The organism is Westiellopsis prolifica IICB1 (genome assembly GCF_004323185.1).
GTDB lineage: Bacteria > Cyanobacteriota > Cyanobacteriia > Cyanobacteriales > Nostocaceae > Pelatocladus > Pelatocladus prolificus_A.
This window is the reverse complement of record NZ_NAPS01000001.1, coordinates 2,306,019-2,319,707: the sequence shown is the minus strand read 5'-3', so window position 1 is coordinate 2,319,707 and position 13,689 is coordinate 2,306,019. Positions and strand designations below refer to the sequence as shown.

Sequence of the window (13,689 nt, the reverse complement as noted above, 5' to 3'; positions counted from 1 at the left end):
CCCGATCCCCTTTCCCCTATCCCCCCACATGAATACCAGGACGCCGTTCTGGATCTTTCTCGGCTTTACGAAGAACTTCACGAGTCACAACAGCTATATCTCCTTCACCAAAAAGGATGAAGCGTAACAAATACTGAATTGGATTACCTTCTGCCCAACCAAAGTAGGCGTGTGGTAGTTTCCCGGTTTGATCTCGTATATATAAGAGGATAGCTGCAATTGTATTTGGTACAGCAGCGCCTCTAGCCCTCAAAATACGATAATTACCGACCTGTACTCCTTTAACCTGAATGATTTCAGTAAATACTGAAGCGTCGGATACTTGAATTTCTAGGAACAAAACAGAATCTGTCTGAGGAATATGATTATCCTCGCGTACTTCCTTCTCTTTTAAAAAGTATTCTTGTTCATCACCTTCATTCAAGCGGTTGGCAATCAGTCGGATTTTACCCTGATGCTCTTCCTCTTCAGCAATAAAGCGACGAGCTGTTTCGTCCATTGCAATTTGCTCGACTCGCAGTTCTGTAGAGCGCCAGACTCGTGAAATGAGTGAAGTCAGGATAATTACACCGATGAAAAAGGCAGCAATTTGAATACCTTCCGGTCTTTCAATGATGTTAACAATGGTGGTATAAACAAACAGTAGTGTAATCGCACCAAAGGACAATATTCCTCGTGTTGCTCGCCGACGCCGAGCAGCTAAAGTTACAGCAAAAGCAGCAGAAGTCATTAATACCAATACCCCTGTTGCATAGGCTCCACCTTGAGCTTCGACATTAGCTTTAAAGATAATCGTCACTACAAAGGCGATCGCTGTATATACCAACACCAGAGGTCTGATCATCCGTGTCCAATCTGGTGCCATGCCATAGCGTGGTAGGTAGCGAGGGACAATATTTAATAGCCCTGCCATTGCGGATGCACCAGCAAACCACAAGATAGAAATTGTACTTAAATCATAAATAGTTCCAAACCCATCCCCCAAATAACGATGAGCCAGGAATGCAAGGGCGCGTCCGCTAGCTTTGCCCCCTTCTACGAATTCTGCACTAGGAATCAGTAGAATTGTTACCAAACTGCTGGTAATCAAGAAGAAACTCATAATTACCGCCGCAAGTGTCAGCAGTTTGTGGGTATTACGAATGCGGCCTCTGGGGTTTGCTTCGGTTTCATGCTGATTCCCCTTCACCAAAGGCATCACCGCCACACCAGTCTCAAAACCAGATAATCCCAATGCTAACTTCGGAAATAGCAGTGCGGCTGCACCAATCATCATGAAAGGATTTGAATAATTGGTGAACAACGCAGTTTGCCAATTAGAAATCACGATTGGCTGTTGTAAAATCTGGTATGCACCAACACCAATCGTAATTAAGTTCAGCAACAAATATGTAGCGACTAGAAAAACGGCTATACCGATGGCTTCTTTGAAACCTCTTAAAAATACGCCACCAAGCAAGGCAATTAGGATAAGCGTAATACTGACTGATTGCCCGTGTAGAAACTCTGGGATCAGGGGATTTTCAATAATGTGGGCTGTGGCATCAGCTGCGGAAAGCGTAATAGTAATGATAAAATCAGTCGCCACAAAGCCAAGCAAACATAAGACAAACAACTTGCCTTGCCACCAAGGAAGGAGATTTTCGAGCATGGCGATCGATCCCTCTCCATGAGGACTAGTCGCAGCAACTTGACGATATATGGGTAATGCACCAAACAGTGTCAGCAAAACTAGAATTAAGGTAGCCAGAGGAGATAAAGCTCCTGCTGCTAAGGCAGCGATACCAGGCTGATAACCAAGTGTGGAAAAATAATCGACCCCCGTCAGGCACATCACCTGCCACCAAGGATGCTGAGAATGCTCCCCTTTCTCGCTACGTTCTTCTTGGAGTAACCAGCTAACGAGTCGTTTGCGATGTTGTTTGGGTGGGACAATCGGTCCAGCCATCAACAATACTCCTGTTGCATTGCTTTTATAGAGAATTGGTATGAGTTAGTTTTACGCTCAGGGGAAGAGATGGGGAAGAAAACTCCCCACACCGGACACACTCTCTACACTCGCAATATCTCCCTTGTCTCCCTTGTTTCCCTTCCCCTTTAATGTGCCTACCTATTAATCCTTCTTCATCCAACTAAACATGGCGCGTAAATCTTTGCCAATTTCCTCAACTTGATGTTCGGCTTCTTTACGACGCATTGCAGTAAACCCAGGTTTACCAGCTTGGTTTTCAACCACAAATTCCCGTGCAAATTGTCCAGTTTGAATTTCTTGGAGAATTTTTTGCATTTCAGCCTTGGTTTGTTCGTTGACAACTCTAGGGCCACGGGTGTAATCACCATATTCAGCGGTATTGGAAATGCTATCGCGCATTTTCGCTAGCCCGCCTTCCACAATCAAGTCAACAATTAATTTAACTTCGTGGAGACATTCAAAATAAGCTAACTCTGGTTGATAACCTGCTTCTACTAAGGTTTCAAATCCAGCTTTAATTAAGGCACTCAAACCGCCACACAATACTGCTTGTTCACCAAACAAGTCAGTTTCAGTTTCTTCGCGGAAGGTGGTTTCAAGAACACCAGCGCGTGTACCACCAATACCTTTAGCATAGGCCATGGCGCGATCGCGTGCCTGTCCAGAAGCATTTTGATACACAGCAAATAAACAAGGTACTCCTTGTCCTTGTTCGTAAGTCCGCCGTACTAAATGTCCTGGGCCTTTGGGTGCTACCATGATCACGTCTACCTCAGCAGGTGGTACAACTTGACCAAAGTGAATATTGAACCCATGAGCAAAAGCTAAGACATTTCCTGGCTCTAAATTGGGTTCAATTTCGTTTTTGTAAACTGTTCTTTGAACTTCATCAGGTAATAAAATCATCAACAAGTCAGCAGCTTTGGCTGCATCTGCCACATTTTTGACAGTTAAACCAGCAGCTTCGGCTTTTGCCGCTGACTTGCTGCCCGGATATAATCCGACAATCACGTTCACACCACTATCTTTAAGATTGAGGGCATGAGCATGACCTTGGGAGCCATAACCGATAATAGCGATAGTTTTTCCGGCTAAAAGGTCTAAATTTGCATCTGCGTCGTAATACATCCGAGCCATAAGCGCATCTCCAGTCAGCAAGCATCCTGTTTTATTGCAGACTTGTTATTTTACCGGATTATGATGCTGTTTCTCGATCTATTATTTGTAGTTCTTGATCAGATAATTCCAAATCCACACTGCGTACGGTATCTTCGATACTAGAAATTTTACTAGCCCCAGGAATAGGTAGGATACACGGTGATTTTGCGCGTAACCATGCTAGTACGATATTATAAACGGATACACCTTTTGTTTTGGCTAACTGAGCGATCGCTGAAATATCTTCTAACTTGTCATGACGGCGACTCCCACCAAAAGGACTCCAGGGTAAAAAAGTTAAACCTTCAGTCTCACAATATTCTAGTACCCCATCGAATTCCGGCTGACGCTGCCAAGGACTGTATTGATTTTGGACTGAAACTATATCAACTACATCCCTAGCCCTTTTGATTTGTTCTACAGAAAAATTAGATACTCCTACAAACCGAATCATTCCCGCTGTGACTGCTTCTTTAGCTGGTGCAAGGGATTCTTCAATAGAATATTCGGGATCAGGTGAGTGATATTGCCATATGTCAATGGGTTTATTACCACCTAAAGCCTGAAAACTTACGCGAATTGTTTCTCGCAGGTGATGAGGATTACCGTTGCGCGTCCAACTACCATTCGGACGCATTAAGCCGCCCTTTGTTGCCACAATCACATTACTGGTATCACCATTGTAAGTTTGTAAAGCTTTGTGAATTAGTCGTTCATTGTGGTGTTTGTCTGTTTCATCTTTACAATAAGAATCAGCAGTATCAATAAAAGTAACTCCCAATTCCAAAGCACGCTGAATAACATTGATTGACTGTGATTCTGGAGGGCGGTTGCTTAACGACATTGGCATACCCCCTAAACCGATGATACTCACATAAACACCTGTGTTACTTAGTTGTTTTGTTTCCATGCTTATGGCTAAGGTTTTCAGTACTCTTAACCTTACTCTAGCGCTTTCACTAATTAAAAACCACGAAAAAATTAGTATTTTAATAACCTCAAAATATCAATTTCTTATTAACTTGATTGCTTTCGACAGTTTTCTTGATTGTTAATTAAGTTACTTATTTGAGAATAAAACGTTAGATTACAGGAGTATAAAAAACAAATTTAATTAACTCTTGAGAGGAAATACAAGTATTAGATCTTTGATTGATACCTTACAGCTTGATATTTCATAGCCTTTTAAGCGATCGCTATATATCAAAGGATGAGTGATAACAGTCTGAAAGTTTTTCATGCACAAAATAATAATTTTGTATAGTATATAAAGATTGATTTTTTTGTATTATAAGTTATTCATGGCCAAGACTAGACAAAAAGTATTTTTTCATTTATATGTTAATAACAAAAAATATTGCTGTGAGTGCTGTCGTTAGTTAGCAAATAACTTGATTTTTCGATAAAATTAAGTAATTATTACTAAATAAAGAACTATCGTATGACTCATTTCGTTGACTTATTCTTGAATTTGTATATGTTTGACCAATTAAGAATCATTTTGATAAAAAGATAAATTTATAACCAGTACAACTTCCAGAAATTCTTAATGTTGTATTAGCTTTTGATAAAAGAATTGAGAAAAATATAATTTTTTATTATATTAAATCAAATAATTTTAATATCTATGAAAAATAGAATAAGTAGGAACTATTTACTTCAAGAAAGCTTCATAAAACTGTAAGTAATCTTTAGTTATATTATGTGACGCTACCAAAAAATTAAAAAATTACAGTATAAGCATATATTTATTTTTCTGGAGTCAAAATATGGGGCAGCCCAGGGAAGCAGTTACTACCATCACTTTTATAGATAACTATTGTGCAGGTTATAAACATCTTTTCCCCGAAGTGAGAAGTTTTGAGTTCTTTAAGTGGTTGCATTTAGGCTTAATTTCCGATATAAATCGTAAAAGTTTACCTGCAATCGCTAAACATTTGGGATTAAGTAATCAAGCTTTACTGCATTTTGTCACAGAATCACCTTGGCAAGTACAAGAATTAAGAAATCAAAGATTATCTCTGATTCACCAGGTTTTGCAGGGGAAGAATTTTACTCTAATTATTGATGATTCTGGAGATAAAAAGAAAGGTAAAACCACAGATTATGTGGACAGACAATATATTGGTAACTTAGGCAGCATTGAAAATGGTATTGTTTCGATCAATGCCTATGCTTTTATAGATGGTTTAATTTTTCCTCTGATATTTAAAATCTTCAAGCCACCAAAAAGATTAAAGCCAGGCGAGACGTTTAAAACCAAGCCTCAATTAATTGCTGAGATCATCGAAGAGTTACAAGAAAGAAGTTTAAAATTTGACTTAATCCTAGCAGATAGTACTTATGGAGAATATGATACCTTAGTCCATACTTTCAATCAGTTTCAGCTGAATTTCATCACAGCTATTAGAGGTAATCATGGTTTTTGGTTAGCACCTAGTCAAAGACTCAGATACACCAGTTGGAAAAAATTTTATCCAATTTTCAGTAACGGTAAAACAGAACAAAGCTACATTCGTGAAATAATCTTTGGGAGTCGTCGAGAACTTCGCTATTGGCAAATTACAAACAACAAAGAACAATCGCCTGAAAGTTATACTTTGTTTTTAATGAGTAATTTACCAAAATCTATTACTTCAGCAGTTGATAATCCTAGTGGATTAATAACTTGGTTAGAGTATGGCTGTAAACACAGTAAAAATTACATAGGTTGGTCAGATTTCCGCATCACTAATTATGAGCAAATAGAACGTTGGTGGGAAATAGTGTGTAGTGTTTACTGTATGATGAGTATGCAATTCCATATTTTTCAGCAAAAGTATAATCAACAAAGCCAAAACGAAACAGCTGAACTTATCGCCTAGATTATTTAGTCCACAAACACCACATTGTCTTGAAAATGGGTGTATGAGTGTAGGAAAAGTCATATTTTCATACCCTAGTTGTGTGGTTTATAAAAGCGATCGCTTAAGGTGGAATCCTTTCTGGGGATAAGAGTAACAGAGATTCTACTAAAAAAGACGCACTCAGGTTTGGTAATTAACTTAGCAATTGCTTAATGTTTCAGAAATAGATGTAACTCCTGCTGTATTTACATCAAACCAGTCAGTTGCATTGTTTTGACAAAAAGCTTATGAAAGCATCATTGCAAAATCGTTTAGGTATAGGAAAAAGCGCATACACACTTCTAGCTATTGCTGGTATTGTTAGCGTGATGTCTTTTACTAACCCTGGTCACAACACGTATGTTAACTATGCCGCAGATCGGCTCACTAATGAAATTCAAGACGCTATTTGTAAAAAACCACAATTACCACAAGGGAAGTTGTGGGAAAATATAAGCAAACTGACAAACAATACGTGTAAATCAGGATTAGCAACAGGACTAGCTTTTCAAGGCAGCAACATTAAAGATTTTATCGCCACATCAACCGAGCGTCAGAACTTTGTAGTTTTTAGTATCTACACTACCAAAGTTCCCGGATATAACTTTAAAACAATCGGCGCCTTTGGTAACTTATTCACATTTCAAAAATAGCTAATTTTGATAACTGACATCTTGCACCAGTTGCAATTAGCCGTAAAATAAATTTTCGGCTCAAAGCTTATACCAATTATTTATGAAGATGCACAGAATATTATAAAATTAACCGCCAAGAAGCCTTAGACGCGCAAGCGGCTACTTTCAGAAGTCGCTACGCGCCTACCGGAACGGTAGAAGCCAAGAGCGCCAAGAGTGGAGGTTTATTCATTTAGTGTGGCTTCACATTAAATTGGTATTAAACCCATTAAAAAGGGTTAAAATCTCGCACTTTGCGCGAGGTATCGCGAATTGGTATTATTCACTAGATATGCCAAAACGGTATCCTTTACCGTAAACACTATGAATTAATTGCGTTTCCTCCGGTAACTCAATCTTGCGCCGTAACAGACGTATCAACGCAGCAATCACATTACTACTGGGTTGTTCGTGATCTTGCCACAAAGATTGCATGATTTGGGTATGAGTCAGTAGCTTACCAGTATTTTCCATAAAATATTGCAGTAACTGACTTTCTTTTTGTGAGAGTTCTATCACTCGTCCTTGGCGATAGGCGACTTGATTTTCCGGGTCAAGTTCTAAATCAGCCACCGACAAGCGACCCGTAGGAGTCTCAGGGGTTTGGGAAGCAGAACGTCGTAATAAAGCACGCACTCTTGCTAGTAACTCTCGCAATTCAAAAGGTTTAACTAAATAATCATCTGCACCCGCATCCAAACCTTCAACCCGGTCATCAAGAGTATCTTTAGCAGTCAGAAATAATACAGGAGTAGTAACACCTCTACACCGTAATTCTTGACAGATGTCCAATCCTGTTTTTCCAGGCAGCATCCAATCTAAAATCAGTAAATCGTAATTGCTTGTTTGCGCCAGTTGACTGCCACTTGTACCATCATAAGCAGCATCGACACTGTATCCCTCACGACTTAATATCCGACTCAAGGGATCAGTCAATTCAATTTCATCATCAACTACTAAAATTCGCATGGTCAAACAATTTTAGATTTTAGATTTTGCGAAAAGTTTGTAGACGCTTTGCGTTCCGGAGGGAACTTCAAAGCTTTTCAAGACGGATTTTGGATTTTAGATTATTATTATCATGCTGACCGATAATTCCTCCCAAGGTACAAGAAAGCGAATAAATCCTGGGACGCAATTGGGTTTTCTAAAATCCAAAATCCAAAATCCAAAATCGATTGACTGCTAACGCCATTTATGCTTACTGTTGCACTGCCAAAAGGTGAACTTCTAAAAAATAGCATTCAAGTGCTACAAACTGTAGGGCTAGATTTTAGTGCTTTTTTAGACTCTGGAAACCGACAATTACAAATTACTGATCCAAACGGAAAAGCCAAAGGACTATTAGTCAGAGGACAAGATGTACCAGTTTACGTAGAATACGGTCAAGCACAACTGGGTATTGTAGGTTACGATGTCCTGCGAGAGAAAAAACCGCAAGTAGCACATTTAGTTGATTTAGGGTTTGGGTATTGTCGCATGTCAGTAGCAGTAAAGCAATCAAGCCCTTACCGATCGCCACTTGATTTACCTGCTCATGGTAGAGTTGCATCCAAATATGTCAACTGTGCGCGTGAATACTTCCATAATCTAGATTTACCCGTAGAAATTGTGCCACTATATGGTTCCGTAGAACTAGGTCCGATCACAGGCATGTCAGAAGCGATCGTTGATATAGTTGCTTCAGGGCGGACATTGCGCGAAAATGGTTTAGTCGAAATCGAAGTGCTGTATGAAAGTACAGCCCGCCTAATTGCTCATCCTTTAAGTTATCGCCTCAATACAGATAACCTCAGTGATTTGATCACTAATATCAGAAACAATCTTTTGACAACCGTATAAAATTTATACTTGGTGTAGAAGTGTCTTGGTGGTTAATTTAAACCATTAAAACACTTATACACCAAGCAAAATCAGAAAAATTCTGAACTTTCACACAACCATCAAATGTCAAACCAGAGTATAGATTTTGACAAAAATCCACCAGTGACAAGCAATGAATACGACAACATGGCGCGAAAAGCTCTACCAGGCTATGACGCCATGCATACAATGGTATTATCTTGTTTGCGATCGCACCTAGCAGAAAAAGCCAATCTATTGATAGTCGGTGCAGGTACGGGGATCGAGTTAGTCAAATTTGCTCAGGGTAATCAAAACTGGCAGATGCTAGGTGTAGATCCATCTGCTGATATGCTCTCTATTGCTCAACAGAAAATACAGCAGCAAAATTTATCCGAACAAATCAAAGTATTTCAGGGATACACCCACGATTTGCCTACTCATCCTCTATATGATGCAGCAACCTCTATCTTAGTGATGCATTTTATTCCAGATGATGGCAGTAAACTGGCTTTTTTGCAAAGTATCGCCCAACGTTTGCACTCATCAGCAGCTTTCATCTTAGTAGACGTATTTGGCGAAAAAAACACTCGTGAATTTGAACGGACTCTTTCTTTTATGAAAGAATACTGGCAAGAAATGAAAGTACCACCCGAAAAGATCGCGGGATTATTAGAATCACTTCACACAGGTGTTTATCCAATTTCAGAAACCAGAGTATTAGAGTTGTTACAGCAAGCTGGTTTTGGAGATGTGATGAGATTTTATACAGGACTTTGGGTTGGTGGTTGGGTGGCGATTAAAAAATAAAGCTTAGTGTCTTATACGATTTCACGAAAAGCCTGATACAAATACAGACCGTGTAGAGACGCGATATATCGCGTCTCTACATTATTTATATATATCGCGATTAACGTGAAATGGTATTAGTGTCTTGGTGTTTCAATAATTAATTATTGAAACACCACATAGACGCGCAAGCGGCTTCCCGCAGGGTAGGCACAAAGACACAAAGAAATTTTCCTGATTTACTTACTCCCCATAGTGACCGCCAGTGATTTTCCCCCGGAAGACAATGTATTGATAGAGGTTGTAGAACAACATCACGGGGATCAGCGCGCCAATGAAAATAATCATAAAAACCAGCGCACTCGGATCAGCAGCAGCTTCATAAATGGTAATTTCAGTGGGAATGATGTAGGGAAAGACAACCATTGCCAATCCTATAAAGGTCAGCATAAACAGCAGAATTGTCCAGATAAAAGGCGCTCTTTCTTCTTTGCGAAACAAGCTTCTAATTAAGAGCGAAATCAACAAAACTCCCAACACCGGAATCACAGCAAATACGTACACCTGGGGGCGATGGAATAAACGCTCTCTAGCGTAATCGTAAAATATCGGAGTGCCAATTGTAATTAAAATGGCTCCGATGAGAGTTGTCACTGCTGCAATCTTCGCAGTTTTATAGTGGGTTTGTTGTAATTCGCCTGTGGTTTTCCATACTAAATAGGTGGAACCAATCAGAACGTAGCCTTGAATCAAAGTCAAAGCAACCAATACAGTTTGCCAACTCAACCAATCCCAAGTTGTACCGATAAAATGGCCTGTTTGATCTACTTTAATTGCTTTGAGTACACCACCAAGGGCAAATCCTTGACCCAAAGCTGCGAGAAAACTTCCAGCACCAAAAGCAAAGTTCCAAAATAATTTTCGTTTGGCTTGTTCGCGAAATTCAAATGCTACACCACGAAATATAAATCCAAACACCATCAACAAAATGGGAATATAAAGAGCATTTAATATCGTGGCATAGGCAAGGGGAAATGCTCCAAATAAACCACCAGCCATCAAAACTAACCAAGTTTCGTTTGCATCCCAAATATTACTCAAGCTAGTCATTAAGATTCCACGGCGTTCTTCGTTGGAAGCAGTCAGTGATAAAATTCCGACTCCCAAGTCAAACCCATCCAGCATCACATAGAGAAACAGGAAAAGAGCTAAGATACCGAACCATACTTGCGGTAAAAAATAACTTAGTGTTTCCATTAAACCTCCTATTGTTGTGCTTCCACAGGACGTTCATCGGGGATAAATTCTCCAGGAGTAGTTTCGACTGCGGGTTGGTTTTCTACGCCTGGTATTGGTAAATCGAGTCTTGGCCCTCTACGGATAATCCGACTACCGAAGTATAAAACGGTGAAAAATAAAAGGCTGTAGACGGTTGCAAATCCAATCAAAGATGTTAGTACATTGGTTGGAGGCAAATTTGAGGCAGCATCAGCAGTGCGAATCAGTCCGTAGACAGTCCACGGTTGTCTACCTACACAGCGAACTATCCAACCTGACTCTACGGCAATGTATCCTAAAGGAGCAGCAAAAATCCAACCCAGCATTAACAGGCGTTGTTGGGCAATGTTTTCGGGTGAGAGTTTACCGCGTAGCCATTGCAGAGTGCTGACTAGCATTAATCCTGCTAAGAAGAAGCCAATGGCAATCATGATCCGGAAGGAGTAATAAATTAATCCGACCAGATGTGGTCTATCGGCTGGTTGCCATTCTTTTAAACCACGCACAGGTTCAGAAAGTTTTTGCTTGAATTCTAAAATATAGCCCAAGGCATTGGGAACGATGATTTCCCAGTCATTTTTCTCGGCTTGTTCATTGGGTAAAGCCACCAAACTCCAATCTGCTGGTTGTCCTGCTGGGGTTGTCTGCCATTGGGCTTCCATTGCTGCTAATTTAGAGGGCTGGTAATGGTATACTTGTTCACCACTGAGATGTCCTACGTATATTTGTAATGGTGTGACTGCGATCGCAGTTGCTAAGGCAATTTTAAAAGCCTTGGCAAAAAACGCACTTTGACGATTATTGAAAATATACCAAGCACTAATTCCACCAATCACAAACAGTGAAGTTTCTAGTGTGCCAAGAAACATATGTGACACACTCACCGCCATAAACGGATTGAAAATACCCTGAAAGTAATCATGGACAATAAACTTACCGTTGACCATTTCTCCACCCGCAGGAGTTTGCATCCAGGAATTAGCTGCCAAAATCCAGAATGTTGATAAGTTAGCACCAACGGCAACCAAAATAGTAGAGATAAAGTGAATGATTGGGTGAACACGTTCCCAGCCAAACACCATTATTCCTAAAAAAGCAGCTTCTAGCATAAATGCCCAAGAAGCTTCAAAACCGATGACACTACCAAAAAAATTACCAATCGCTTCTGATAAAGGCGCCCAATTTGTCCCAAATTGAAACTCCATCGGGATACCAGTAGCTACACCAATACCAAAGTTTAAAATATAGAGTTTTGACCAAAAACGAGCATGGTAGTAGTAATCTGGATTACGAGTCTTCAACCATACTCCCTCTACAATCACTAGATAAATTGCCATACCTGTAGTTAGTACAGGCCAAAGCATGTGAAATATGGCTGTCAAAGCAAACTGCATCCGCGACAGCACCACGGTATCAGAGAGAAATTCCATAAGTTCTTCCTTTCACTGGTTGAACAACTATGTGTCAGGATTGTCACCCACTACATAAGCAGTGAATCCTTGTGACTGTGACAATCCTTTACAAAGTTTTAAGGTATGACTTAGTGTCGTCAGAGTGGAAGGTAGGCGATCGCAAATATTTCACAATGCTAAGTGACGAATGTATAATTTGCGGAAAGTCAATCTTTATACCGAATACTCATGCCCAACAATCTTGTATACATCATTATGGATAGCTGTCGATACGATAGCTATGCAGCTGCTGCAACGCCGAATATTGATTTGCTAGGAAAAGCAGAGTGTCGCTATAGCTATGCATCTTGGACTTCTCCTTCTCACTACACTATGCTGATGGGTATGATTCCACATCAAAGTCCACGGGGTGTATTTGCTTCAGAAGTGTACAAGCAGGAGTTTGTCAAATGGGTGGAGCGTTTGAATATTCCAAACCTGTCTTTTAAAACTTTTGTTCCTTACTTATCTTTGCCGAAAGTTTTACAAGACAATGGCTATAAAACAATCGCTAGAGTTTCCATGCCTGTTCTCAATCAATTTACCAACATTAACAAGTATTTTGATGACTATAAATTAATGCCAAATCATAATGATTTTCCATCCATGATTCATGAAATGGAATTTCCTGATGCTCAACCTCGTTTTTACTTTTTCAATTTAGGCGAAACTCATTATCCCTATATGTTAAAGGGGGATGATCTGCCTCGAATATCTGGTGTGCATGGAGTTTTTAAACAAATTGATGAATTCTTGTTGGTTGGTAATCAATCAGAAGAAAAGAAGTTTTTTGAACCAGAGGAAATGACTCGCTTACACAAACAACAAATTAATTGCGTAGAATATGTTGATAAATTAATTGGTGATTTATTTCATAAATGTCCTGAAAATACCCACATTATTATTACGGCTGATCACGGCGAATTATTTGGAGAGGATGGTTATTTTGGACATGGCCCAATTATGCATTCTAAGTGTTTTGAAGTTCCATTTTTAGAAGGAAGAAGACCGTAATCTGAATGTCAAAGTTTGGCATTGTAATCGCGCACACGTTGCAGACTTCTGAGTTGTGTCTCAATACTTACCTCCACTTGTCCACCAATAGACCTCTTGCAAAAGTCGAATTAACCCCCTCAGTCCCCTCGTTCACCGTAGGAAGATTTAGTTCCCTCCCCGTTTACGGACACAAGTCTTATAAAGTTGCCTAGTGGCGTTTTGATCCCCCCTAACCCCCCTTTTCAAGGGGGGAACTAGAATCAAAGTCCCCCTTTTTTCTAGCGTAGCGGCGCGCCAGCGCGGGGATTTAGGGGGATCAGAGGATTTGTGTGTACACGGTCAATACGGTTCGGATAAGACAAATCGATTGGTATCTAAACCCTGTAGAGACGTGCCATGGCACGTCTCTACATGCCCAAATCATGACGAAAAATTCTTAACCGAACCGTATTGTGTACACGGTAGCCGTTTACGCTTAGGGTTAGGGTGGGGTAAAAATATTTTTGCAAGAGGTCTAATAATCATGGAAGTAAATCAGCGAGTTTGTTGACGTTAATATATCGGCTTGCAATGTTAATGTATCGGCTTGCAATGTTAATGTATCAAGCTGCAATGTTAATGTATCGGCTTGCAATGTTAATGTA

At 39.9% G+C, this 13,689-nt stretch carries 11 protein-coding genes; 5 read left to right on the top strand and 6 right to left on the bottom strand.

The window, feature by feature from the left end; all coding sequences use genetic code 11:
• Window positions 1–16 precede the first annotated feature (16 nt).
• The 3 genes from B4U84_RS09785 to B4U84_RS09775 form a co-directional block, all read right to left on the bottom strand.
• Window positions 17–1,948: an APC family permease gene (locus tag B4U84_RS09785; protein ID WP_131117380.1), complete on the bottom strand. Its 1,932-nt coding sequence runs from the start codon at window positions 1,946–1,948 to the stop codon at window positions 17–19.
• A 165-nt stretch (window positions 1,949–2,113) separates the two neighbouring features.
• Entirely contained in the window at window positions 2,114–3,109 is a 996-nt protein-coding gene (gene ilvC, locus B4U84_RS09780) for a ketol-acid reductoisomerase (protein WP_017313547.1), read from the bottom strand.
• 58 nt (window positions 3,110–3,167) lie between these two features.
• Window positions 3,168–4,040: an aldo/keto reductase gene (locus B4U84_RS09775; protein ID WP_131117377.1), complete on the bottom strand. Its 873-nt coding sequence runs from the start codon at window positions 4,038–4,040 to the stop codon at window positions 3,168–3,170.
• An 859-nt stretch (window positions 4,041–4,899) separates the two neighbouring features.
• Here B4U84_RS09775 and B4U84_RS09770 point away from each other — a divergent pair.
• Both B4U84_RS09770 and B4U84_RS09765 read left to right on the top strand, forming a co-directional pair.
• Window positions 4,900–5,994: an IS701 family transposase gene (locus B4U84_RS09770; protein WP_131117374.1), complete on the top strand. Its 1,095-nt coding sequence runs from the start codon at window positions 4,900–4,902 to the stop codon at window positions 5,992–5,994.
• Between the two features lie 269 nt (window positions 5,995–6,263).
• On the top strand, window positions 6,264–6,668 hold the full coding sequence (locus tag B4U84_RS09765; protein WP_131117371.1) for a DUF4359 domain-containing protein: 405 nt from the start codon (window positions 6,264–6,266) through the stop codon (window positions 6,666–6,668).
• A gap of 300 nt (window positions 6,669–6,968) precedes the next feature.
• On the opposite strand, the gene rppA is transcribed toward B4U84_RS09765, so the two are convergent.
• A complete protein-coding gene (gene rppA, locus B4U84_RS09760; RefSeq protein WP_131117368.1) occupies window positions 6,969–7,658 on the bottom strand; it encodes a two-component system response regulator RppA in 690 nt (229 codons plus the stop codon).
• Window positions 7,659–7,886: 228 nt separating this feature from the next.
• On the opposite strand from rppA, the gene hisG reads away from it, so the two are divergent.
• Window positions 7,887–8,531, top strand: coding sequence for an ATP phosphoribosyltransferase (hisG, locus tag B4U84_RS09755; RefSeq protein WP_131117366.1), 645 nt, complete (start codon window positions 7,887–7,889; stop codon window positions 8,529–8,531).
• Between the two features lie 105 nt (window positions 8,532–8,636).
• Window positions 8,637–9,341 (top strand): class I SAM-dependent methyltransferase, encoded by a 705-nt coding sequence (locus B4U84_RS09750; RefSeq protein ID WP_131117363.1) that lies wholly within the window; start codon window positions 8,637–8,639, stop codon window positions 9,339–9,341.
• 222 nt (window positions 9,342–9,563) lie between these two features.
• Here the strand turns inward: B4U84_RS09750 and cydB are convergent, their stop codons facing one another.
• Both cydB and B4U84_RS09740 read right to left on the bottom strand, forming a co-directional pair.
• Window positions 9,564–10,577: a cytochrome d ubiquinol oxidase subunit II gene (gene cydB, locus B4U84_RS09745; protein WP_044451931.1), complete on the bottom strand. Its 1,014-nt coding sequence runs from the start codon at window positions 10,575–10,577 to the stop codon at window positions 9,564–9,566.
• Between the two features lie 8 nt (window positions 10,578–10,585).
• On the bottom strand, window positions 10,586–12,028 hold the full coding sequence (locus B4U84_RS09740) for a cytochrome ubiquinol oxidase subunit I (RefSeq protein WP_044451932.1): 1,443 nt from the start codon (window positions 12,026–12,028) through the stop codon (window positions 10,586–10,588).
• 210 nt (window positions 12,029–12,238) lie between these two features.
• Between B4U84_RS09740 and B4U84_RS09735 the strand changes: the two genes are divergently transcribed.
• Window positions 12,239–13,063: a sulfatase-like hydrolase/transferase gene (locus B4U84_RS09735; RefSeq protein WP_131117360.1), complete on the top strand. Its 825-nt coding sequence runs from the start codon at window positions 12,239–12,241 to the stop codon at window positions 13,061–13,063.
• Window positions 13,064–13,689 lie beyond the last annotated feature (626 nt).